This is a genomic window from Mycoplasma sp. SG1 (assembly GCF_023612375.1).
GTDB lineage: Bacteria > Bacillota_I > Bacilli_A > Mycoplasmatales > SG1 > SG1.
In genome coordinates, this window is the sequence record NZ_CP076852.1 from 159,669 (window position 1) to 183,319 (window position 23,651).

Sequence of the window (23,651 nt, forward strand, 5' to 3'; positions counted from 1 at the left end):
ATTATATTTTAAAAACGTTTTTAAAAACAAAAATTTTCTTTGGAAAAAAATGTTTAATTTTATATTAATTTTTGCTTTTTATAATCATTCAGTGGCAGCTTGATAATTTTTAATTTTTAATGTTTTAGGATTGTAATAATATTTACTACGTAAATTTTTCTTATTTAGTTTTATTTGATTACCAAAATCTTTATATGTTTTGACGATAACAGGCATTAAAAGACAAAGAACAAAGACATTCGTGATAAAACATAACATAACCATAAAATCTGAAATATCAAAAATACTTCAAGTTCCACCACTAGACGCTCCGATTTGAACTACTAAAGGAGCGCAAATACAAAGCAAAGGAACAATTACTCGATAACATAAAACTATTCACCAGCGGTGTTTTTCATTTTTAAGACCGCGACACATAAATAACAAATTAAATTCTGCAATTAATACCCCACCCAATGTTGAGTTAAAAATAAAATAGAAAAGAATAATTGAAAAAAAGATTGTTCCAATTATAAAACCAACCGAACCCGGTGCACCGAATAAACTTCCTCCCGTCAATCACGTTATTAATTCACCCAAATGATTACTTGCCTCTGGATCGCTACTATATCGCCCTAAATCAATTGTATAAGAATCGCCACCAGGAGCAGAATGTCAAAAATTACTAAAATCATATCCATTATTTACATACAGAATAATTAAAAATAATAAACCACCCGCTGTACAGAAAAATATTGTATCAAAGAAAATTCCAAATGCTTGAGCAAAGCCTTGTTTTGCAGGATGGTCAACATCAGCAGTAGCTGCAGCAGATGTCCCTGAGCCCTGTCCGGCCTCATTTGAATATATTCCTCGTATAGCCCCCGTTCTAAAAGCTAAAAATAAACCAGCCCCAGTAAATGCTTTGACTGAAAAAGCTGAACCAAAAATTGCTCCAAAAATAGCAGGGAGTGAGGTTATATAAACTAAAATGACAACAACAGCAATGCTTAGATATAAAAGAATAAATAATGGAGCAACTTTTGACGATAACTTGATTACCCCTTTTAGACCTCAAATTCAAACACAGATAGCAGTAAAAATAGCAAAGACACCAGAAATAATTCATTTAGCTGATCCTATATCAACTTTACTACCATTTGAAACAGCCAGCGAAATATCATAAAACAATGCAGAAATATTAGTTGAAAAAATAATAAAACCTTTTGAAAAAAATGATAAAAAAGCAAAGAAAATGGCTAATCATGCTCATGATCTGCCAAGACCATATCTTATATAATATGCAGTTCCTCCAACATACATATTTTGTTCTTCGGGATCTTTTCTTTTATAAACTTGTGAAAGAACAGATTCTCCAAATCCAATCCCTACACAAACAGCTCCAAAAATTCACATTCAAACCAAAATTCCAGGACCACCAACAGCAAGACCTAGAGCTATTCCAACAATATTTCCGCCACCCATTCTTGTTGCAAGCGATGTCATAACAGCAGCAAATGATGAAACAGATTTAGTTTTTTTAGATGATTTTGTGGTTGATTTTAAATCAAGAAAAAAACATCGAGCCATTTGAGCAAATCGAGAAAATTGGAACCCCCGCAAAGCGAAAGTGAAAATGATTGAAACTAAAAAAAGAAAAATTGGATAATAATAATTATTAGTTAAGATATGAACGATATTAACAGAAAAAGGCATATTGAATTCTATTTATTTTTTTTATTATTGTTTTATTTTAAAACAAAAAAAGGAATAAATTAATACGGTAAATACAGTAAATTTAAAAAAGACATCACGTGTATTTTAATTATACAAAAAGAATAAAACAAAAACCGCTAATTTAAAAAAATAACCAAAAAAATTTAAAAATAGTAAAATTTATTAAAAAATCTGAATAATATCTTAAAATTTTAACAAACTTGCCAAAAATAAAAAACGATTTTCATCTATTTTATAAATCAATATATAATTAATTTATTGTAAATTTTTAAAATAAAACAGATTTTATCTGTGGTTGAAAATAACACAAGTAATATAAATCAGATTCTATAAAGATCTGAAAATAATAGGATATATATGTATAAAAAATTTAATTTATCAAATTTAGTTACAACTAAAAACATGCTTGAGAAAGCATATAAAGAAAAATATGCAGTTGCTGCCTTTAATGTTCATAATTTAGAATGATCAAGGGCAGCTTTAGAAGTTGCTCAAGAACTGAATGCCCCAATCATTTTAGCAGTAAGCAAAAGAGGGGGAGAATGATTTGGAAGTTTTGCTTCTGGTGTTAATTTAATTGTAAATTTAATGAAAGATTTAAAAATTACAATTCCAGTAGCAATCCATTTAGACCACGGGGGATCTTATGAAATTTGCAAAGACGCTTTAGAAGCAGGATTTACATCAATTATGTTTGATGGTTCAGCCAATTCTATTGATCGAAATATCAATGAAACTAAAAAAGTAGTTGAACTTTGTCATAAATATGGTGTTCCTGTTGAAGCTGAAGTTGGAACAATAGGCGGAGAAGAAGATGGCGTTGTTGGCGATGTTTTATACGCTAAATTAGATCATTGTGTTCGTATGAAAAACGAAGCTCACGTTGATTACATCGCTGCTGCTGTTGGAAGTGTTCATGGTCACTACAAAGGGAAACCTAAATTTGGTTTTGACAGAATGCAAAAAATAAGCGAAGCTATCAAAATTCCAATGGTTTTACACGGTGGAAGTGGAATTTTAGACGACCAAATTAAAAAAGCAATTTCGCTTGGTGAAGCTAAAATAAACGTTAATACTGAATGTCAAGATCATTACTGCGCTGCTGTTAAACAATATTTCGTTGACAAAAAAGATCTTTTAGTACACGGATATGATTCAAGAAAAATTCAAACCGCAGGGATGAATGCTGTAAAAGTAGCAATGAGAGAAAAAATTCTATTATTTGGTTCAAACAATAAAGCATAATATAATCTTTATTGTACAAAATTTTATTAAATAAAGTTTTTTGCTATTTTACTCAAATCTTATAACAAAAAAATTATGAAAAAACACATTAAAATTTATGATGTTGAAACGAAATGCTTAACATGCGGAACCGTTTATCATCTTAAAAGTTCAACTCCTAAAATATCACTGGATGCATGTTCACATTGTCATCCGTTTTATACTGATGAAAAATCTCAAAAAGTTGCTACCGGGCAAGTTGAGAAATTTATCAAAAGATATAAAATTAGTGGATCTGATTACTTTTTACGTAGTCAAAAAGAAGCCGAGGACTTAAAAGACAAAGAAACTAAGCCCAAAGCACCAAAAGTTTCATCAAAAAAATAACCTAAAAAATTAAATAATTTTTTTATTTCTCCCTACTAATTATTTTGAAACCTATAAAGTTAGTCTCCATATTTCAAGATCTTGTAGCTAATACTGCTGCTGTTGCTTATTCTCTTAACAAAAAGTCCAAATCTGTTAAAGAGATAGATAACCATGTTACTGATATGATCGATAAAACTTTAAAAGGAATCAAAGATTATAATTTTGAAGTTTTAAATTTCGAAGGAATACTTGATAAATGTAAAATTTTAGATGGGTTATATATTAATAAACCAAATGATTCAAAAGTCGATTTTGAATTAACGATTGATCCGATTGAAGGAACAAAAAATCTAGTTAATAAATGTGGAGCTTGTTGTTCAGTTATTTTATGCACAGAACCTGGCGCAACATGAAATGTTCCTGAAATGTATTTAGAAAAAATCTTTATCAATAAAAAATATAAAGATTTTTTAACCCTAGATAAACCGTTAGAAGAACAATTAAAAATATTAACGCAAACCTTCAAGGACAAACAATTTACAGGGATTATATTAAACAAACCAAGGCATAAAAAGATAATTGCTATTTTTAAAAAATACGGGATAAATATAATTTTAGTTAACGATGGAGATTTTATTGTAACCTTAGATGTTGTCTTTGGTAAAGCAGATTTTGTTTATGGAACAGGATGTAGTCCTGAAGCAATTCTTATGGCTGCTTTAGCAATAATCAATGGTTTTTCTTTTCAAGGAATATTTGTTCCATCTGACAGCGTTCATCCACAATTATTATCAAATGAACAAAAATTAATTGAAAATAGATTTTTAGAATCGCTTCCAAGTAAAAAAACTTTCTTTGAAAACGACTTTATTAAATCAAAAAATCCATCTTTATTTATTTCAATAATCAATCCAACCTTATCTAAAAACGGAATTGAAGAAATAAATGGACAGTTATCAGTTCCTTTAATCACCTTTTTTGATCTTAAAATAAAACAATCAAAAAAATTAATCTTAATAAATTAAAAAATTAAAGTATAATCAAATGAATTAAATATATTAATCAACTTTTTAAGTATGTATAACTATGAACTAATGATTCTTTATTCTGAAAACACAACACCAGAAAAACAAAAAGAATTTAATCAAAAAATAAAAACAATCTTTAAGGAATTCACTTTAGAAAAAAACTTAGAATTTCGCCAACTTGCTTATAAAATTAATCAAAATAAAGCAGGTTATTATTATTTATTTCAATTTAAAGCAGATAACAGTATGTTAAAAAGCTTTTATGATTTTGTTAAAATCAATAAAAATGACATCCTTCGTCATTTATTGATTAATCTTGATCGCGAACCGCTATATAAATCGAAAGATCAATCAAACAAAAATTTTGAAAAAATTGCTGAAATTCAACGTCAGTATTATTTAAAAAAACAGCAAGAAAAAGAAAATCTGGCTAACTCAGAAAATCCTGAGTCTAATACACAATAATTTAATTTATTAATTTTAAATAAAATTAGAAGAAAAATTAGAAGAAAACAATTCTATGATAAACAAAGTAATTTTAATTGGCAGAGTAGCCAATGACTTAAATTTAAGAGTTTCTACAAATGGGGTTAATGCTATGAACTTTAATCTTGGCATTAATAGTAATAAACCAAGTGAACAAACTACATTCGTCCCTTGTTTTGCCTTTGGCCAAACAGCTGAAACTATGCATAAAGTTTTAAAAAAAGGATATTTAATCTATGTTGAAGGAAAAATTTCAGTTTTTCTTTTTAAAAACAACGATAATAAAAGCCAAAAATCAGTCGACGTTTTAATTAATAAATTTTTAATAATTCAAAAACCAAAATCTCAGAATCCAAGTCAAAATCCTAACTATTATGATAAAAATGGTCAAGTTGAAGATTCAAACACCGATATTTCAAGAGATTTAAATCAAAAAGATAATAACTCCTTTGATTTAGACAATCTTCAAAATTTAGATAATAGTTATGATGATAAAAATAATGAAGACTTATTTTAGTATTTAACAACCTATGAATAAAAGATTTAGAAAACCCAAAAAAAAATTACCAAGAAGAATTTTAGAGAGAAGAAAATATAAAAAATGTTTTTTAACTCTTAATAAAATCGAATATATCGATTACCAAAACATTAAATTATTAAAAAGATTTCTGTCATCACGGGGCAAAATTTTAGCAAGATCGATGACCGGAACTAAAGGAAAACCACAAAGAAAATTAACAATTGCCATCAAACGTGCTCGTCATATGGCATTGTTACCATATTAAATTAAGCAAACGTTTAAATTTTTTTCTTTATACAAGATTTTCTTTTCGATTATTTTTTTAATCTTTCAGATGTATTTTGTATTTATAAAGTTATAATTTAAATAATATTTATTAATTTTATTTATCTTGTATCCATGCGTTATTCATTACTATATTATTTAGCAACTATTCTTTTAGCATTTTTTATAGTAGAGTTCGTCATTGGAATCGAGGTTTTCGTCAATTATCAGAATAATACAAGCGAAAGTTATATTTTTGTTATTTTATCATTTGTTTTTAATTTATTATTTCTATTGTGTTCATTATTTGTTTTGCTTAAGTATCTTAAAAAGTTACAAACAGATAAATTCAATAGAGTTAATAATTTATTTTTTGATATTTTACAAATTTCTGGTGTTTCTGTTTTTCTTTTGAACGATGAAAATCAAATAATCTGAACCAATTCTTCTTTGTTTCTAGAAGAAGACAAAATAATTAATAAAAACGCCATAACTTTATTCCCTAAACTATCAACGTTATTTTTTTCTAAAAATAATAATATGATTGAAATAACCCACAACCTTTCTGATTATTCAGTTTATTTTTTCAAAGAATTTGGTGTTTTAGTTTTTCGTGATATCACAGAAATTAAAAAGTTAAAAGATACTTATCACAGTGATAGTATCGTAGTTGGACTTTTAAGAATTGATAACTATGAATACATTAATATTAATTTATTAGAAAAAATTAAAAATCTTATTCCAAGCAAAATTTTTTTAACTATTAATAAGTGAGCAACTGATAATGATATTCTAGTTAAAGAATATGAACCATATCACTATTTTTTAGTTATGAAACACGCTTCTTTCCAAAAAATTAAGAAAGAAAAGTTTGAGATTCTAAGTTTAATTAAAAACAACACAAAAGATACGGGCATGATGCTAACTTTAAGTATCGGATTCGCTTACAATCACAATGAACCGGTTAAGTTATTTGATATTGCTAATAAGGCATTGGCGTTAGCAACAAGTCGTGGTGGTGATCAAATTGTTATTTCAAAATTTGGTGAAAGTAATAATGAAGTTTTTGGCGGTAAAACAGATATTATTCTTTACTCAAAAGCAGATAAAATAAAATCATTTGGTAACAGAATCATTCATGAGCTAAAAGAAGCTAATAATGTCGTTATTTGTGGCCATAAATGAGGAGATTATGATTGTATTGGTTCTGCATGAGGTTTATATCATTTCATTAAATCAAAAAGTCCAAATCCAAATTTAGATATTAATATCGTTATTAATCTCGATTTGTTAGATGAAAATGCTCGGAGTAAATTAATGAAAATTATTCCGCCAAAATATAAAAAACTTTATATAACACCGCAACAAGTTTTAAAACCAACCTTATTGAAAAAAAATACATTGGTAATTATTAATGATACCCATGTAAAAACAAGAATCGAAGAACCAGAAATTTTAAATAAAAAACATAAAGTTATTGTCTTGGATCATCACCGTTTAAGTGATTCTGAATTTATTAATGTTAGTCAAAACCTTTCTTTTATTGACCCAAAAATCTCATCTACATCAGAAATTGTTACAGAGCTAATTAATCAATTTATTCCTTTTGACAAAGAAATGCCTGAATTTATTGCTAATCTTTTGTTAACAGGAATTGTTTTAGATTCAAATCACTATAAAAAACGAACAACATCTCGAACATTAGAAATGTCAGCTTTTTTAAGAACAAAAGGCGCTAAGGTCGATGTTGTAGAAGAATTCTTAAAAGAAGATGTTGATGTCTTTAAAATTAAACAAGCAATTGTTTCAAATCTTTTGGTTTTAAAATCAAGATTTGCAATCTCAACAGCCGAAGAAAATGAAAGAATTCCAAGAAGTATTTTAGCTCAAATTGCGCAAGAAATGTGTGATCTTGAAGGAATAGATGCTGCCTTTGTTTTTGGTTACGATTTAAAGGGTCAAAGCGCTATGTCAGCAAGAAGCAATGACACAATAAACGTTCAACTTATCGCTGAAGAAATGGGCGGAGGAGGTCACTTTTCAGCGGCTGCTGCCCAATCACTAACTGAAGGGATCAATGAATTTAAAAATAGATTAATTTTAATTCTTAAAAATAAATATTAAAACATTAAAAATATGAAAGTTATTTTACTAGAAACCATCAAAAAAGTAGGTAAAGAAAACCAAATAGTAGACGTAAAGGAAGGTTATGCTTGAAATTTTTTAATTCCGAAAAAAAAAGCGATTCTTGCTACAACTCAAAATAAAGAATCAGTTAAGTCTGAAGTTGAGAAAAAAAAGGTCCTAAAAGAAGCAAAACAAACCAAATTAGAAGACACTTTAAAGCAATTAAGCATTCATCAATTTAATTTTTTCTTAAAACCAAAAAAAGATTCAAAAGAATGCTATGGATCAATTAGTCACCAAAAAATCGTTAAAGAAATTAATCGATTATTTAAAACAAATTTTTCAATTCATATATTTCCAAATAAAGATAAAGAAATTTTAAAACTACTTGGAGATCATATAGTTGCTGTAAAAATAGCAAACAAAGATATAAATCTAAAAATTAATATTAAACCAATCACTGAAATTATAAAATAAATTGTGCCTTTAACAAATACACCTAAAAAATATCAATTTAAACAAAAAAGACTTCTTCAGCTTGACTTTGCCCATAAAGAGTATTCAGCTTCATTATTACAACAGATGTTAAATAATGAAGAATGTTTAGCTTACGTTGCAAGAAGAATAACATCTCTTACAGGGGATGATTTTCACGATTATTTCAAACCACTTGCAAAATATCTTTTAACACAATTTTCAACTCACAAACATCAAATCGGAATCAAAGAAGCTTTAACAAATTTTCCAGAAACAGATTATCCAGAAATTTATACTTTTATAGTTGATGCTTATGGCAAGGGAGTCAATCGAGATAAATTAGAAGTTATGGTTGATGAGTTTTTGAATATTTCAACTAGAATTAAAATGATTTTTCTTCTAAATACTTTTTTAGAAAAAAAAATTTACAGCGATACAAAAATAACAGAAAATACTTTTGAGTACATAACCGATCTTGAGTCACAGTTAAATAAATTGGTCCAAGTCGAATTTACTGAACAATCATATTTTACGATTGACCGATTAGGAGCTAGATTTTTAGAGAAAATCAGAACGAGTGCTTTTAAAAGCGATATTATCCCCCTTGGTTATAAACAGCTTGATAGCATGTTAAATATTAAAAAAGGTGATTTGGTTATAGTAGCAGGTAGACCAAGTATGGGAAAACAGCGTTTGCGTTAAATATCATGCTTCATGTCTCAAGAGTTTTTAAAGAACAGTTTAAAAAAAATGAAGAACAGCATCTTCAAAATGGAACGAACAATTTTAGTCAAAAGAATATCAAACCAAAAAAGATTCTTTTTGTTTCTTTAGAGATGACCAAAAATCAAATCTTTGAAAGAATCGTTTTAGCTACTACCCATTTGACAAATAAAGAAATTCATAACTTATCTGAAACAGATGGACCTGTAAAAGAAAAGTTTATTAACGATATTGAATCTATTTCAGAAGAATATGATAATATTCTTATCAATGACAACGATTTAACTGATTTTTTTCAAGCTTTAGCAAGAATCCAATATTTAGTCCAAAAAGACAATATTGGTTTGATATTAATTGACTATCTACAACTGTTAACAATTAACCAAAAACAAAAAGAAACTAATCGTCAACAAGAAATAACCCAGATTTCTAAAAATATAAAATTATTTGCTAAAAAATTAAATATTCCCGTTATCCTTTTATCACAACTTTCGCGAAATGTTGAAAGAAGGGAAAATAAAAGACCAATTATGAGCGACTTAAGAGAATCAGGTGCCATTGAACAAGATGCTGATGTCATTCTTTTTCTTTACCGCGATTCTTATTACGCAAATACTGAAAGAAATGAAGCGGTAGAAAAACAATTTATCGCCCAAAAAGCCGAAGATCCAGAAAAAGGTTCAGATAAAGTAGAAGTTCTTATTTCAAAAAATAGAAACGGCGAGATCGGTCATTGTAATTTAAAATTTTGGGGCAAATATAGTTATTTCTGAGAAGAAAGGGGAAACTAATTTTAATAAACAGCAAAAGATAAGCGGAATTGCTCTAAAAAAGTTTATAATTATGCTTAAATTATTTTCTTAAAACATGAAAAAAATTCATATTTCAAAATTTATCCATCACAAACCTTTAAAGTCTATTTTTATCTCAACGCTTGTTCTTTCTTTGTTAGCTGCATGTGGTAAAACTTATCCTGTTCAAACTAATTTATCAGATGATCCAAGCAGCGATATTCCAAATTATACTGTTAGGCAGTTGGTTGCTTCAATGAAAAACGAATATGATCAACTTAAATCATGAAATGTTCCACAACAATTCATAGATAATACTTATGATAGCGATAATAATTTTTCTTTTTTATTTGTTAAGCGCTTAATGTATTATTCTACTTCTGATCGAAGCGATAATCCTCCCAATTGCGATGCTTCAATAACTTTAAAATTAGGAGCACCATTTCAGTGTTTAGTAAGCGGCGGAGAAATGACGATTCAAATAAATTCAAGCAAAGATCAATACTGAACCCTTTTCTTTAACAGTTGAGTTGACACAAGCGGAAAAACAGCACAATTTAGAATGAGCGATATGGCTGTTTATGAAGTTAATCAGTGAACAAAAGGTTTTTAAGAAAAAATAATAAAAAAATGTATATTTAAATTTGTTAATTTCTGTTAGACTCTATAATATATAAAAAAATAAAAGTAAAATAGAAGTTTAAAAGGTTATAAATTAAAAAAAACTTACCATACTATGGATCAAAAAATTTATTCATCTGGAGAAGCACCTGGGAAAGGTCGATATAAGTGTTTGGGCTGTCCGTATTACGTTAATTTAGAAGACGGAGAAGAGTTAGAAACTTGCCCAATGTGTGGAGTTGAGGAGTATATTAAAGTTCCAGACGACGAAGGACTTTAAAATTTGCTCTACACTTTACAGTTATTAACTATTTATAACAGTCAGGATCGTTAATAAATAGTTATTTTTTTATTTTATGGAAATAAATGATTTTCAGTCTTTCAAAGAAAATATTGATAAAAGTTGAATTGATATTTTTAATGCTGAATATCAAAAAAAATATTTCTACAGTTTATTAAACTTTTTAGAACAGGAATATAAAGATAAAATTATATATCCACCAAAAGAGTTAATATTTCATGCTTTTTATGAATCTAGATTAGATAATTTAAAAGTTATTATTATTGGTCAAGATCCTTATCATCAACCATTTCAAGCTGATGGTCTTGCATTCAGTGTATCACCAGCGACGAAAATAACTTCATCATTAAGGAATATTTTTAAAGAATTAAATTCAGATTTAGGAATTAATAATTTAAATTTATCATTATCTAATTGAGCAAAACAAGGGGTATTATTATTAAATACGACTTTAACTGTTAAGGAAGGGGAACCTTTATCACATAAAAATATAGGTTGAAATACATTTATTATCAATATATTAAATGCTATCTTTCAAATTAAGAAAGAAATCATTTTAATTCTTTGAGGTAAAAAGGCTCAAAAATTAATTTTATCATTAGATTTCAAAAATAAACCTATAATTTTAAAAGCAGGACATCCGAGTGGTTTGAGCGCAAAATATTTTTTAGGATGTTGCCATTTTTCAAAAGTTAATCAAATATTAATTGAAAATAATTCAGAACCAATAAATTGAAAAACCTAAAATTTAATATTATTCATCACTTCAAGGAAGTTAAGTTAAAAAATAATAAATTAACTACTAAGAAAATTATTAATATTTCTATATTTTCTGCAGCTAGTGTAGCGATGATTGTTGTTCTTTTTTCTTATACGCCAATTTTAATTTTTCCAACCGCTAAAATTGCTTTTGAAGGTGTTTTTATCAAAATCGTTGGTTATTTATTTGGACCATTTTGTGGAGCAATTATTGGATTAATAACAGAATTATTAGTTAATTTAATTCGACCTAGCTTTGTTCATTGAGTATTTTTTGTCACTATGATAGTTTATGGTTTAATTGGGGGAATTGGTAATTTTATTAACCGTAGTTTTAGTTACAGGTTAAAAATGATTAGTTTTTTTCTTTTTTTAGGTTTAGTTTTAGGGCTTTATGTCGGACTTTGATATTATTATGACAGTCATGGTTTAGTTACTACAGGTTCATTTATTGATAGTATTTTTAAATCCGCCCTCCTGATTAGTTTCTTGGTTATAACGATTATTTTAATCGCAATATTAGCTATATTTATCAGTTGTTGCCATTTTTTAAAAAAACAAAAATTAGTCGCAGATTTAATTCCGATTATTATTTTTTCAGGAATTTTAGATTTTGGGATCGGAAATTTCCTAATCCCAATCGCTGATCATTCAATTTTAGGAATATCATACGGAACTCTAGTCTTTTTAAAATTTTTCGTTTCCCCTATCATCTTTTTATTTAATATTGCTATTATTTATACAGTTGTTACAGTTTTAAATAAAATTTTAAAAAATCATGCCTAAAGACATTAATTGAGATAATTTGTTAGAAAAACTTTTTTTAAAAAAAAATAATTTATCATCAGCAGAAAGACTTATTCAAAATTTAAAAATCAAAGATTATATTTTTTCTTTTAAAAATGTTTTGAAATTTCCAGAACTAATCATATCAGTTACAGGAACAAACGGCAAAAGTAGTGTTTGTTATTTTTTAAATCAAATGTTAAAATCAAAATTTAAAAAAAGAGCACTCTTTATATCGCCACACATCATCAGCGTTCAAGAAAGGATAAAAATCAATGATAAAGAAATTTCAAAAGATGACTTTCTTGATATTTATTTCCAACATCTTGAATTTATAGAAAAGAACCGATTAAATTTTTTTCAGATATTATTTTTAATTGCTGTTTTCTATTTCTTTACAAACAATATTGATTTACTAATTCTTGAGTACGGGATCGGAGCAAAGTATGATTGTTGTAATATATTTGAAAAACAAATATCTGTCATATCTACAATTGGAGTTGATCATCAAAGATTTTTAGGTTCAACAAAAGAAGAAGTTGCTGAAAATAAAAAAGCAATTATGCGACAAAATTCACTTTTAGTTTGTAACATAAGTGATAAAAAAATATTTTCATTACTTGATCATTATGCTAAACAACTTAACAGTCAAGTTATTAATATCTCAGACACTTTTAAGATTTTAGAAACAGGCACGGATTTTATTAGATTCTCTTATTTAAATCAAGAATATCAAATCTTTTCAACAGCAGAATTTCAAGCTAAAAATTTAGTAATCGCCATCGCTATCGCAAATACTTTAAATATTAAATATTCATTAATTAAAGATGAAGTTAATAAAATTAAATTCCTTCCAGGTAGAGCAGAAATTTTAAAAATTAAAGATAAAACGATAATTTTAGATGGAGCGCACAATATAGAAGCAAGTTTTAATTTTTCGAAATATTTAAGGAAAAATTATAATCATAGGCAAAGTCTTATTTTTTTAGCTTTATTGAAAGATAAAAATGTTGAAGATATTTTAAAAATTTATGTAAATCAAAAAATCAATTGTTATTTAGTCAATTGTAGTTCGTTACATGATAGGTTTTTGTCATACAATGATTTATTTAAATTAAAAAATAAATATAATCTTAATATTTTAGATTTCAAAGACATAGCTAAAACATTACCAAAACTAACAGAAACCATAATTTGTTTTACAGGTTCCTTAATGTTTATATCATACTTAAAAAATAAACATACCCTTAATTAATTTTTCATTTTAACGTGGAATATTTCTATTGATTTATTATTCTTTTTGGAGCTTTAATAGTCGTTTTTCTTTTAGAGCATTATATTTTTAAAATAAATACTTTTAAACCATTAAATAAAATTATTATTAGCAGAATAGCTCATTGCGGTCTTTTCATTGCAGTCGCTATTATTTTACAGCTTTTATCAAATTCTGTTTTTGCATTTAGCCGTTATTTACAGTTCCCGTTATCAAACATACCATTAGCTTATACTGGTTTTTTGTTTGGTCCATTTTATGGTTTTTTATCTGGAATTATTTATGATTGTTTAAATACATTATTTGGAGTTATAAACGGAGCATATCATCCTGGATTTACTTTTGTTAGCGGTTGCTATGGTTTAATTCCTGGATTTTTAGTTCTTTTAATTGTTAAATTTTATAAATTCTTTCATAAATATGGATTTTTTATCATATGGGGATTAATTTTGGCTGTTTTAACATGAATTATTATTTATACGATATTAAATCAAAATACATTAGCTGACAAACTTTCGCTTTCAAAAACTGTTTTTTTTAGTATTTATTTTTCTGTTATTTTTATTTTTTACTCCGTTGTCTTGATATTATTTATTTATAATTTTAAGAAAAATAATATTAGAAATATTAATCTTTTTCATTTAATATTTCTAACTTTCTTCTTTGAGATGATATTTGTTTCGTTTTTTTTAACCCCAATCCTTTTAAAGCAGATATATGGCGTTCCTGTTAGTGTATGATTATTAGTTAGAATAACTATATCCCCGTTAACTTTTGGATTGGTAGCTTTATTTACCGTTTTGATAACTTACCGTCTAAAAAATGTAATTACCGCTGATAAAATGTTGTATTATGTTATGAATCCAAAAGTTAAAATTCTAAATACAAGCACAATGAATGATAATAATATAAAGCAAAAAAATACGCAATAACAGAATATTTTATTCAATGAAACTTCACAACAGCCTTGATAATCAATTACATGACATTACTTCATTAAAAAAAATATCAATTTATGTTTGTGGGCCAACTGTTTATTCAGATATTCATATCGGTAATTGTCGCCCGATCATTGTTTTCGATGTTTTAGTTCGTTTTTTAAAATTTGTATTAAAAAAAGAAGTTTTTTATATACACAATATTACAGATATAGATGATAAAATTATCAACGCCGCTAAAGAAAAAAAAGTTTCAGAGACAGAAATTTCTGAAAAATATACCAAACATTATTTTGTTATTTGAGATAAGCTTAATCTTTTAAAAAGCTCTGTTTATCCTAAAGTTACTGAAGAAATAAATTCTATTGTTTCGTTTATAAATTTTTGTTTACAAAATAATTTTGCCTATAAATTATCGAGCGGTATTTATTTCGATCTAGATAACGTTCAAAAAATTTATGGAATTTTATCCAATCAAGATCAAACCAAAATGTTTATAAACAAAGCCAAAAACAAATATTTTAATCAGAAAAAAAATATTAATGATTTTGCGTTATGAAAATTTTCAGACAACGAACCATCTTGAGATGCACCCTTTGGTTCTGGAAGACCTGGTTGGCATACTGAATGTATGTGCTTGATTGATAAATATAATAACAGCGATACCATAACAATACACGGTGGAGGGATAGATTTAATCTTTCCGCATCACGAAAACGAAAGAGCACAATTTTTCGTATACAAAAAAAAAGAATTAGCCAAAATATGAGTCCACACTGGAATGCTTAAAGTAAAAAGCAAAAAAGGCGAAATATCAAAAATGGCTAAATCTGATCGAAATTTTATTACAGCGGATCAATTTTTAAAAATTTATAACAGCAACACATTACGTTATTTATTTTATTTATTTAATTACCGTAAAGACGCAGTTTACATTAAAACAGAAGTAGATGGAATATTCAACCTTTTAAAAAGAATCAACAAATCAATTAATACTGCAATTTTTTATCATTTTTTGATATCAGAAACACAATTCACTTTTTCAGATAATGATTTAAACATTTGACTTCAAAATATCAAAAACAATTCATTAGAAAAAAGTTTTTTAGATTCGGTAAATGATAATTTAAATTTAAGCAATGCTATAGCAGTTTTTAATATTTTTTTAAAAAAATATTTTAATAACTTAATCCAAAAGAAAGATCAATTAAAAGATCATTTTATTGAATTAAAAAATCAATTAGGAACTATTTTTGCTTTTTCTTTTTTATTGGGATTTAAATGAAATTTATATGAATACTCAGCTGATGATTTAAAAATATATAAAAATTATCAAAACGCTGTTAAAGAAAAAAATTACATTCTTAGCGACAAACTAAGAGAAAAGTTAATCAAAAAAGACATTATTTAGTCAGAAACTAACAGACATTATTTATAAATTAATATGGAATCCAAAGAATCAAAAAATTTTAAAATTGATGAATATTTAGCAATCTTATATAAAAGCAAACCAACTACAGCGATTGTTGATTATTTTTTACAAAAATATGATATTCAAATGAATTATATTGCTAAAAAACTGCTTTTTAAGTTTACACATAGTCCATTTTATCTAGAAGATTTCTCTTTTTTTAAATATAAAGCAGTAATCGAAGCATTAAAATACTATCATAGAGTTTTAAAGTTTTCTTTTTTACAATCGCTTCATGTAATACTACGATCTATGATAAGAGATTATCTACGTGTTCAGATAAATAACCGGAATAAACTTTTAAATTATGCTTATTCACTAGATATTAACAACACTTATAACTTTTCTGGTGGTAATAATTCTATAACCAAGAATAAACAAAAATTTTATTTAAACGATAACAGCGAAAAACAACTTTTACTTTCAGAATCGATAAGAAAACTTAAAAAAAGTAATAAGTTTAGTCAGAAAGATCTTGAAATTTTTCTTTTATACTTAGAAGGTTCATCAATAAAAGATATTTCAGAAGCATACAATATATCTTCATTCAAATTTAATAAATTGATTGAAGAAATCAAAGAAGAACTTAAAAACTATTGAAAAACTAATAAAAATTAATATTTATAAAAGTTAAAAAAATTTTTCAAGATTGAAAATTCCTTTTTTTGTTATTTATTTATCTAAATTTATCTATATAATAAAACAAAAATAAAAGACTACTCAGTGTTAAGTCGATAAATTGACTTTTTAAATTCATCATGTTTAAGAAATCACCTAAAAATCAAAACCAAAAATTCAAGTTAAAAGAAGAATTAAAAAAACTAAAATCAAGGAAACAAGTTTTTAAAAAAATTCAAAAAGAGAAAGATATAAAAGACTTGTTAGAAAAATACGATAAAAAAAACCCTAACCCTTTATCTTTAAAACTAAAACATTATTTTTACGGACTAAGAAAAGAATACGTTAGAATCGGCTGATTAAAAAAAGCGGAGGTTATTCGTGATTTTTATCAGGTAGTTGGATTTTCTTTATTTTTTCTTTCTATTTTTTTAATTGTTGATATTTTAATGAGTATATTTAGATGAACGGGGTTAATGTAATTTAAAGATATTTTTTTTTAGAAAAGAGTCAATCAAATATCAATAACATTTTGCAAAATTTTAAAACCATGGACGATAAGAAAATAGACAACAATACAAATGAAGAAAGCACTGACCGCCCTGAACAAATCAAAAAGCTTTGATATGCTTTGAATATTAGTAATGTAAATCAAAGACAAATTATTAATTTATTACAAAATAGAATTAAAGAGTCAGGGTTAGGCGATCAAATAGGAGAAATTTTATTAGTAGAAAAAAAACAAAAACATTTAAAAACTAATAAAATTACATATAAAAACATCTACGCTGGGTACATTTTTATTAATATGACAATGAACAATGATACTTGGAAATTGGTTAAAAATACTCCTGGAGTTTTTGGATTTGTCGGGTCAGTTGGTAATAAGTCACAACCATTACCGATTTCAGATGAAGAAGCTGAAGAAGTTAAAAAAACATTAGAAGAAAACAAAGATTATTCTCCAACCTATTTTATTAATTTTAAAGTTGGCGATGTTATTAAAATAAATGATAAAAATTTACCAATTAATCAAGGAAAAGTATTGTCTATAGATGATAAAAAAGGGATTGCAATCGTTGAAATAGAAATGTTTGGTAGATTAATTTCTTGAAAAATAAAATTAAATAAAATAGAAAAATTTTAATTTAACAAAGTTTTTATATATAATTTTTCGTATGTGCTTCATCAATTCTAATATTGATTAGAACTTTGATTTTTGCAACTATAATGCAAAAAATAAACAAAACAACAAAAATGAGTGTAAAATCAAAAACAAAAAAAATTCATAAAGTAGCAAAAGTAAAATTTTTAGGCGGAACTGCTAAACCTTGTGCTGTGTTAGCAAGTTTACAAATAAATATGATGCAATTTTGTAGTCAGTACAACGAACAAACTAAAAACAATCCCGATGATTATATTCCAGCAATAATATATGCATACAAGGATAAAACATTTGATTTTGAAATTTTAACGATACCAACCGGGGATTTAATCAAAAAACACCTAAAAATAGAAAAAGGCTCAAGTGAACCATCTAAAAACATTGTTGGTGAATTAACATTAGAACAAGCTAAAGAAATTGCTCACTATAAATTACAATCTTTCCCGAATAAATTAGATATTGATGCAGCTTTAAAATCAGTTCACGGTACTGCAAAATCTATGGGTGTTAAAATTAAAGATTATGATCCCTCAAAAACGATAAAAAGTGATAAATTTTATCAACAGTTTAGTGATTCAAAAACCAACAATTAAAAATATATTTCAGATTATTTAAAGACTTGTATATATGGACAAAGCAACTAATAACAAAACTTCTAAAGTGGATAAAAAACCATTATCGATAGAAACTGCGGTTTCTGAATTAAAAAAATTTCCTAGTAAAAAATTTAATGAAACGATCGACGTTGTCTTTTCATTAAATATAGATACTAAAAAACCAGAACATCAATTAAAAGGAACCATTTCCCTTCCACACAGCTGTTTAAAAAAACAAAAAATCGTTGCAGTTGTTGCACCTGATGAAATTGACATAGCAAAAGATGCAGGAGCAGATATAGTTGGAGGTTCTGATATTATTGAAAAAATATTACAAACTAAGTGAACCGATTTTGATGTACTTTTAGCAAGCAACAAAATGGTTGGTTCTTTAGCAAAAGCAGGTCATATTCTTGGACCAAAAGGATTAATGCCAACAATTAAAAAACAAACAGTTAGCAATAACATTGAAAAAACAATTAAAGAATTTGTTAAAGGAAAAAAAAGTTATCAAGTTGATAAACAAGGTAATTTTCACTTTATTATTGGTAAAAAAAGTTTTTCTGATGAACAAATTATTGAGAACTTTAATCACGTTTTAAAAGTTGTAAATACAATTAAACCACAAGGCATTAAAAGTAATTACATTAAATCTATCGCTATTTCTGCTACAATGTCACCATCTATTTTGATTCAGATGGATTAATTTATTTAAATTTATCTAAATTAAACAGTTTAATATATAATTTTAAAGCAGTTATTTTATTTTCATAGACCATAATTGTAAAAATATATATTACTTAATACTAAAATTATCAAGAAAATAAATAAAAATGGAAATTTCACCCGAAAGACAAAAAAAAGAGAAAATCGTTGAAACGATCTCTGAAAGATTAAATTTATCCAATTCTTTGTGTATTTTTAACTACAAAGAATTTAAATCATCAGAATTTGCTAGTTTACGTACAAAATTTAAAGAAAATGGTGCTGAAGTAAAAGTTTTTAAAAATACTTTATTTTTAAAAACGCTTGAAAGCAGAAATGACAACAACATAAACAAATTTAGCGATGTTTTAAAAGGTCAAAACGCTTTTTTGTTTTCATATCAAGAACCATTGTTACCTATCAAAACCTTTTTAACATTTTGTGAAGAAAATCGTAAACCATTTTTACCTATTATTTCCTTAATTGAAAATGCGGTAATAACTGACAAAAACAATCTGAAAAAATTAGCTAATTTTGAAATTAAAGACAATATGTATTCTTATGTTGGTTTTATTTTAAAATTACCTCTTATAAAGTTATTGTTAACTTTAAAACAAATCACTCTTGCTAAAGATGAAAAGAGCGATAAATAAATAAAATAATATAAATTAATCTCAAAATATCTCATGGAAAAAAAAGCAATCTCAGACATTATTAATCAAATTAAATCAATGACTATCGTAGAAATCAATGAATTAATTTCTGCAATAGAAACAGAATTTAAAGTTTCAGCTAACATTAATTTGCAAGCAAGCGATCAAGGTAATAAAAAAGCTAGTGATGACGCTGAAGCAAGCGAAGTTACAGTGTGATTAAAAGAAGTTGGACCTAAGAAAGTTGAAATGATCAAAAAAGTTCGTGAACTTAAAAATCTAGGTTTAATGGAAGCTAAAAAACTTGTTGATCAAACCCCTGTTGTAATTGAAGAAAAAACTAAACCTGATAAAGCTAAAGAACTTAAAAAAATTCTTGAAGACATTGGGGGAGTGGTTGAACTTAAATAAAAAAATAAACATTCTAAACCATTTACAAACAATCAGAGACTTTTCAAAATAGAAAGCCTCTGATTTTTATTGTTTTTTGTAAAACTTAAATCCAATATTTAAAAGTTTTACAAATCAAAAAAATCTAAAAACTATATTTTAAATAAGGTTAAAACAATTTCAGAATGGCAACATTAAGTAATAAAAATTCAAATCCATTAATAAAAAGTAAATATAAAAATTTTCTACCTTTTGGCCATTACACTAAAAGGTTAGCGTTGAATCCTAAGCATGTTGAACTCGATATGCCGAATCTTTTAAATGTCCAACTTGAAAATTTTTTCTATTTTGTAAATCACAGAATAGATCAGATTTTTCGTGAAGTTTTTCCGATCGTTAATGATAGCAAAAGCATTAAAATAGAATATATATCCTGTGAATTTAAAAAAGCTAGTGAAGATTTAAAAGAAATTAAAGATCAAGGAAAAAATTATGAAGCAGCACTGTATGCAAAATTTGCTCTTTATAAGAATAATAAAAAAGATTCAGAGAAAAAAGTTTTTATTTGTTTTTTTCCATGAATGACAAAACAAGCTAGCTTTATTATAAATGGGGTTGAAAAGGTTGTTGTTTCGCAATTTTTAAAATCTCCAGGAATTTATTTCAATAAATTTCATGATCTTAATGGTTCTGATATATCTTATTTTAATTTAACGCCATTATTGGGAACTTGAATAGAAATTAAAATAAATGATAAAAAATTAATTTCTGTCAAAATAAATAAAACTAAAAAAATTCAATTAAGTTCTTTATTTACTTGTTTAGGGTTAGATTTAAATTTATTGAATGAAATTTTTGACAACAATAAATTCATTATTAATACATTCGCAAAAGAAGATATTCTTGATAAAAAAACAGCAATTATAAACTTATTACATAAAATAAACCCAAGCGAACCTTTATTAAATCAAAAAGATAAAATAATTGAATTATTCAAAAAACATTTTTTCAGTCCTCATTATTATGATTTATCAAAAGCTGGAAGATATAAATTAAATCAAAAAATTAATTTTGTTGATAGATTATTTAATTATAGAATAGCAAAAGATATTCGAACAAACGACAATAAAGTTTTAATTGCCAAAGATAAAGTAATTCACCAAGAAGAAATTGATTTAATTCAAGATGCGATCGACAAAAATATCTTAAAAAAACAACAACTTTATTTACCAGACTTTGATGATGTAGAATATTACACATTTTATATTTATCACCCAAATCAATTAGTTGATGAAGAAAAACAATTAGTTAAAATCATTACACCAGCTAAATTAGACAACGAAAAAGTTTGTTTAGATTTAATTGATTTCATAAGTATTATTAATTATTTATTAAATCTTGCTATTGATATTGGATCAGTTGATGATATCGATGATATTTCATCAAGAAGAATTAGGGTAGTTTCTGAGTTAATTGAAAATCAATTAAAATTTGCTTTTATAAAGATGAAAAAAAATATTCATGAAATGATGATTTCTTCATCAATTGAAAGTTTGAATCTTAAAAAATTAATTAATAGTAAAGCAATTATTAGTGTTATTAAAGAATTTTTTAACATTTCACAATTATGTCAATTCATTGATCAAACTAACCCATTGAGTGAATTTTCTAACAAAAGAAAAATTTCATCTTTAGGACCAAAAGGGTTAACAAAAGAAAGGGCAGGACTTGAAGTTCGAGATGTTCACAACTCACATTACAATCGAATTTGTCCAATTGAATCGCCTGAAGGACCTAATATTGGTTTGATTTTAAATTTAGGATGTTATTCAAGAATAAATAATCTTGGATTTATTGAAACGCCTTACTTTGTTGTTAAAAACAGAACCATCACTAATGAAGTTAAATATTTAGATGGAACACAAGAGAAAAAATATGTTATTTTTTCATACAATCCTAAATTTTTAAATAAATCTAAAATTGTTTCAGAAGAAGTTATTGCTAGTTATAATTCTGAATTTATTGTAACAAACGCAAGTAATGTTGAATTAGCATCAGTTTCTCCAAAACAATTAATTTCGGTAGCTACAGCGTGCATTCCATTTCTTGAAAACAATGATGCTAATAGGGCTTTAATGGGTGCTAACATGCAACGTCAAGCAGTGCCGCTTTTAAAAGCAGAAGCGCCATTAATTGCAACCGGAATTGAACATAAAATTGCTACCGATTCAAATGTAGCAATCGTTGCTGAAGAAGATGGTAAAGTTGTATATGTTGACGCAAATGAAATGGTTGTCGAATACGCCTCAGATAAAAAAAGAAAAGTAACAATTCCATTGTCTGTTTTTCAAAAAACAAACCACAACACATGTAAAACACACGTTCCGCTCTTAACCATTAATGATAAATTTAAAAAAGGTCAAGTTTTAGCTGACGGACAAGCCATGAAAGATGGTGAATTAGCTTTAGGCAGAAATGTTTTAGTTGGATTTTGTACATGATATGGTTATAACTTTGAGGATGCGATCATTATTTCTGAAAGAATCGCTAAAGATGATGTCTTTACATCGCTTCATATTGAAGAATTTGTAGTAGAAGCTAGAATTACAAATCAAGGTCACGAAGAAATAACAAGGGATATTTTAAATGTTAGCGAAAGTCATTTAAAATATTTAGACAGCGATGGGATAATTATTCCAGGAGCAAGAGTTCATTCAGGTGATATTTTAGTTGGGAAAGTAACTCCAAGAGAGGAAATTTCTTCAACCCCTGAAGATAAATTATTACAAGTTATTTTTGGTGAAAAAAGTAGACATTTTAAGGACAGTTCTTTAAGAGTTCCGGTTGGATCTGGGGGAATTGTTGTTGATGTTAAAAGATTTTTAAAACAAAAAAAAGATAATTTGCCTTCAGATGTTTCTGAAATGATAAAAGTTTATATTCTGCAAAAAAGAAAACTTCAAGCTGGAGATAAAATGTCTGGAAGACACGGAAACAAAGGAGTTGTATCTGTTATTGTTCCTGAAGAAGATATGCCGTTTCTAGAAGATGGAACCCCAATCGATATTCTGTTAAATCCATTAGGAGTTCCGGTTAGAATGAATATCGGACAAATTTTAGAAACAGAACTTGGTTTAGCGGCCAATAAATTAGGCATTAAGGTTGTAACACCAGTTTTTGAAGCGCCATCAGAAATGCAAATTACAGAATTTGTCAAAGATGCCAATCTTCCTGAAGATTGTAAGTTTAGCGTTATCGACGGAAAAACTGGTGAGCGATTTGACAATAAAATTTTAGTTGGATACATGTATATGTTAAAACTTTCACATATGGTTGAAGATAAAATTCATGCTCGTGCTATCGGACCATATTCTTTAATTACACAACAACCACTTGGTGGTAAAGCTCAAAATGGTGGTCAAAGATGTGGAGAAATGGAAGTTTGAGCCTTTGAAGGTTACGGAGCTGCTCATTTATTACAAGAATTATTAACAATTAAGTCAGATGATGTTATCGGAAGAATTAAAACATACGAATCGATAATTTGAGAAAATAAAACTTATAAACCAAATATACCTGAATCATTCTTAGTTTTAGCAAGCGAATTAAAAGGATTAGGAATAAATATCGAATTAAAAAGAAAATAGTGT

The 23,651-nt window shown here is 26.6% G+C and carries 26 protein-coding genes; 25 read left to right on the plus strand and 1 reads right to left on the minus strand.

Annotated elements, in window-relative coordinates; genetic code table 4:
- Positions 1-78: 78 nt before the first annotated feature.
- Positions 79-1,695 carry an alanine:cation symporter family protein gene (locus tag JRW51_RS00740; RefSeq protein ID WP_250328780.1) on the minus strand — a complete coding sequence of 539 codons (1,617 nt, stop codon included), beginning with the start codon at positions 1,693-1,695 and terminating at the stop codon, positions 79-81.
- 378 nt (positions 1,696-2,073) lie between these two features.
- Between JRW51_RS00740 and JRW51_RS00745 the strand changes: the two genes are divergently transcribed.
- From JRW51_RS00745 to JRW51_RS00860, 25 genes are all read left to right on the plus strand, one after another.
- The gene (locus JRW51_RS00745) at positions 2,074-2,961 is read left to right on the plus strand and encodes a class II fructose-bisphosphate aldolase (RefSeq protein WP_250328781.1); all 888 of its coding nucleotides are present in this window, start codon (positions 2,074-2,076) and stop codon (positions 2,959-2,961) included.
- Between the two features lie 75 nt (positions 2,962-3,036).
- Positions 3,037-3,327 carry a 50S ribosomal protein L31 gene (gene rpmE, locus JRW51_RS00750; protein WP_250328782.1) on the plus strand — a complete coding sequence of 97 codons (291 nt, stop codon included), beginning with the start codon at positions 3,037-3,039 and terminating at the stop codon, positions 3,325-3,327.
- 44 nt (positions 3,328-3,371) lie between these two features.
- On the plus strand, positions 3,372-4,334 hold the full coding sequence (locus JRW51_RS00755; protein WP_250328783.1) for a fructose-bisphosphatase class II: 963 nt from the start codon (positions 3,372-3,374) through the stop codon (positions 4,332-4,334).
- 51 nt (positions 4,335-4,385) lie between these two features.
- Positions 4,386-4,802: a 30S ribosomal protein S6 gene (rpsF, locus tag JRW51_RS00760; RefSeq protein WP_265739911.1), complete on the plus strand. Its 417-nt coding sequence runs from the start codon at positions 4,386-4,388 to the stop codon at positions 4,800-4,802.
- A gap of 55 nt (positions 4,803-4,857) precedes the next feature.
- Complete coding sequence (locus tag JRW51_RS00765; protein WP_250328785.1) at positions 4,858-5,340, plus strand: single-stranded DNA-binding protein; 483 nt, start codon at positions 4,858-4,860, stop codon at positions 5,338-5,340.
- Positions 5,341-5,353: 13 nt separating this feature from the next.
- On the plus strand, positions 5,354-5,608 hold the full coding sequence (gene rpsR, locus JRW51_RS00770; protein ID WP_250328786.1) for a 30S ribosomal protein S18: 255 nt from the start codon (positions 5,354-5,356) through the stop codon (positions 5,606-5,608).
- Between the two features lie 134 nt (positions 5,609-5,742).
- On the plus strand, positions 5,743-7,731 hold the full coding sequence (locus JRW51_RS00775; RefSeq protein ID WP_250328787.1) for a DHH family phosphoesterase: 1,989 nt from the start codon (positions 5,743-5,745) through the stop codon (positions 7,729-7,731).
- A gap of 12 nt (positions 7,732-7,743) precedes the next feature.
- Complete coding sequence (gene rplI / locus JRW51_RS00780; RefSeq protein WP_250328788.1) at positions 7,744-8,211, plus strand: 50S ribosomal protein L9; 468 nt, start codon at positions 7,744-7,746, stop codon at positions 8,209-8,211.
- 3 nt (positions 8,212-8,214) lie between these two features.
- Entirely contained in the window at positions 8,215-8,913 is a 699-nt protein-coding gene (locus tag JRW51_RS02780; protein ID WP_322948439.1) for a hypothetical protein, read from the plus strand.
- A 5-nt stretch (positions 8,914-8,918) separates the two neighbouring features.
- Complete coding sequence (locus tag JRW51_RS00785; RefSeq protein ID WP_322948441.1) at positions 8,919-9,725, plus strand: DnaB-like helicase C-terminal domain-containing protein; 807 nt, start codon at positions 8,919-8,921, stop codon at positions 9,723-9,725.
- Between the two features lie 76 nt (positions 9,726-9,801).
- Positions 9,802-10,338 carry a hypothetical protein gene (locus JRW51_RS00790; RefSeq protein WP_250328789.1) on the plus strand — a complete coding sequence of 179 codons (537 nt, stop codon included), beginning with the start codon at positions 9,802-9,804 and terminating at the stop codon, positions 10,336-10,338.
- Between the two features lie 123 nt (positions 10,339-10,461).
- Positions 10,462-10,626, plus strand: coding sequence for a zinc ribbon-containing protein (locus tag JRW51_RS00795; protein ID WP_250328790.1), 165 nt, complete (start codon positions 10,462-10,464; stop codon positions 10,624-10,626).
- 76 nt (positions 10,627-10,702) lie between these two features.
- Positions 10,703-11,392 (plus strand): uracil-DNA glycosylase, encoded by a 690-nt coding sequence (locus JRW51_RS00800; protein ID WP_250328791.1) that lies wholly within the window; start codon positions 10,703-10,705, stop codon positions 11,390-11,392.
- The gene (locus tag JRW51_RS00805) at positions 11,380-12,192 is read left to right on the plus strand and encodes an ECF transporter S component (protein WP_250328792.1); all 813 of its coding nucleotides are present in this window, start codon (positions 11,380-11,382) and stop codon (positions 12,190-12,192) included. Before JRW51_RS00800 ends, JRW51_RS00805 begins: the two co-directional genes overlap by 13 nt.
- The gene (locus JRW51_RS00810; RefSeq protein WP_250328793.1) at positions 12,185-13,447 is read left to right on the plus strand and encodes a bifunctional folylpolyglutamate synthase/dihydrofolate synthase; all 1,263 of its coding nucleotides are present in this window, start codon (positions 12,185-12,187) and stop codon (positions 13,445-13,447) included. Before JRW51_RS00805 ends, JRW51_RS00810 begins: the two co-directional genes overlap by 8 nt.
- Before the next feature lie 14 nt (positions 13,448-13,461).
- Entirely contained in the window at positions 13,462-14,397 is a 936-nt protein-coding gene (locus JRW51_RS00815; protein WP_250328794.1) for an ECF transporter S component, read from the plus strand.
- 16 nt (positions 14,398-14,413) lie between these two features.
- Positions 14,414-15,814 carry a cysteine--tRNA ligase gene (gene cysS / locus JRW51_RS00820; protein ID WP_250328795.1) on the plus strand — a complete coding sequence of 467 codons (1,401 nt, stop codon included), beginning with the start codon at positions 14,414-14,416 and terminating at the stop codon, positions 15,812-15,814.
- A gap of 33 nt (positions 15,815-15,847) precedes the next feature.
- A complete protein-coding gene (locus tag JRW51_RS00825) occupies positions 15,848-16,492 on the plus strand; it encodes a hypothetical protein (protein WP_250328796.1) in 645 nt (214 codons plus the stop codon).
- Positions 16,493-16,632: 140 nt separating this feature from the next.
- Complete coding sequence (gene secE, locus JRW51_RS00830) at positions 16,633-16,974, plus strand: preprotein translocase subunit SecE (RefSeq protein ID WP_250328797.1); 342 nt, start codon at positions 16,633-16,635, stop codon at positions 16,972-16,974.
- 68 nt (positions 16,975-17,042) lie between these two features.
- A complete protein-coding gene (nusG, locus tag JRW51_RS00835) occupies positions 17,043-17,639 on the plus strand; it encodes a transcription termination/antitermination protein NusG (RefSeq protein WP_250328798.1) in 597 nt (198 codons plus the stop codon).
- Between the two features lie 110 nt (positions 17,640-17,749).
- Positions 17,750-18,250 (plus strand): 50S ribosomal protein L11, encoded by a 501-nt coding sequence (locus tag JRW51_RS00840; RefSeq protein WP_250328799.1) that lies wholly within the window; start codon positions 17,750-17,752, stop codon positions 18,248-18,250.
- 34 nt (positions 18,251-18,284) lie between these two features.
- Positions 18,285-18,959 carry a 50S ribosomal protein L1 gene (gene rplA / locus JRW51_RS00845; RefSeq protein ID WP_250328800.1) on the plus strand — a complete coding sequence of 225 codons (675 nt, stop codon included), beginning with the start codon at positions 18,285-18,287 and terminating at the stop codon, positions 18,957-18,959.
- A 127-nt stretch (positions 18,960-19,086) separates the two neighbouring features.
- A complete protein-coding gene (rplJ, locus tag JRW51_RS00850) occupies positions 19,087-19,611 on the plus strand; it encodes a 50S ribosomal protein L10 (protein WP_250328801.1) in 525 nt (174 codons plus the stop codon).
- 33 nt (positions 19,612-19,644) lie between these two features.
- Positions 19,645-20,022: a 50S ribosomal protein L7/L12 gene (gene rplL, locus JRW51_RS00855; protein ID WP_250328802.1), complete on the plus strand. Its 378-nt coding sequence runs from the start codon at positions 19,645-19,647 to the stop codon at positions 20,020-20,022.
- Positions 20,023-20,186: 164 nt separating this feature from the next.
- Positions 20,187-23,648, plus strand: a complete 3,462-nt coding sequence (locus JRW51_RS00860) for a DNA-directed RNA polymerase subunit beta (RefSeq protein ID WP_250328803.1) — start codon at positions 20,187-20,189, stop codon at positions 23,646-23,648.
- The last annotated feature ends 3 nt before the right edge of the window (positions 23,649-23,651 follow it).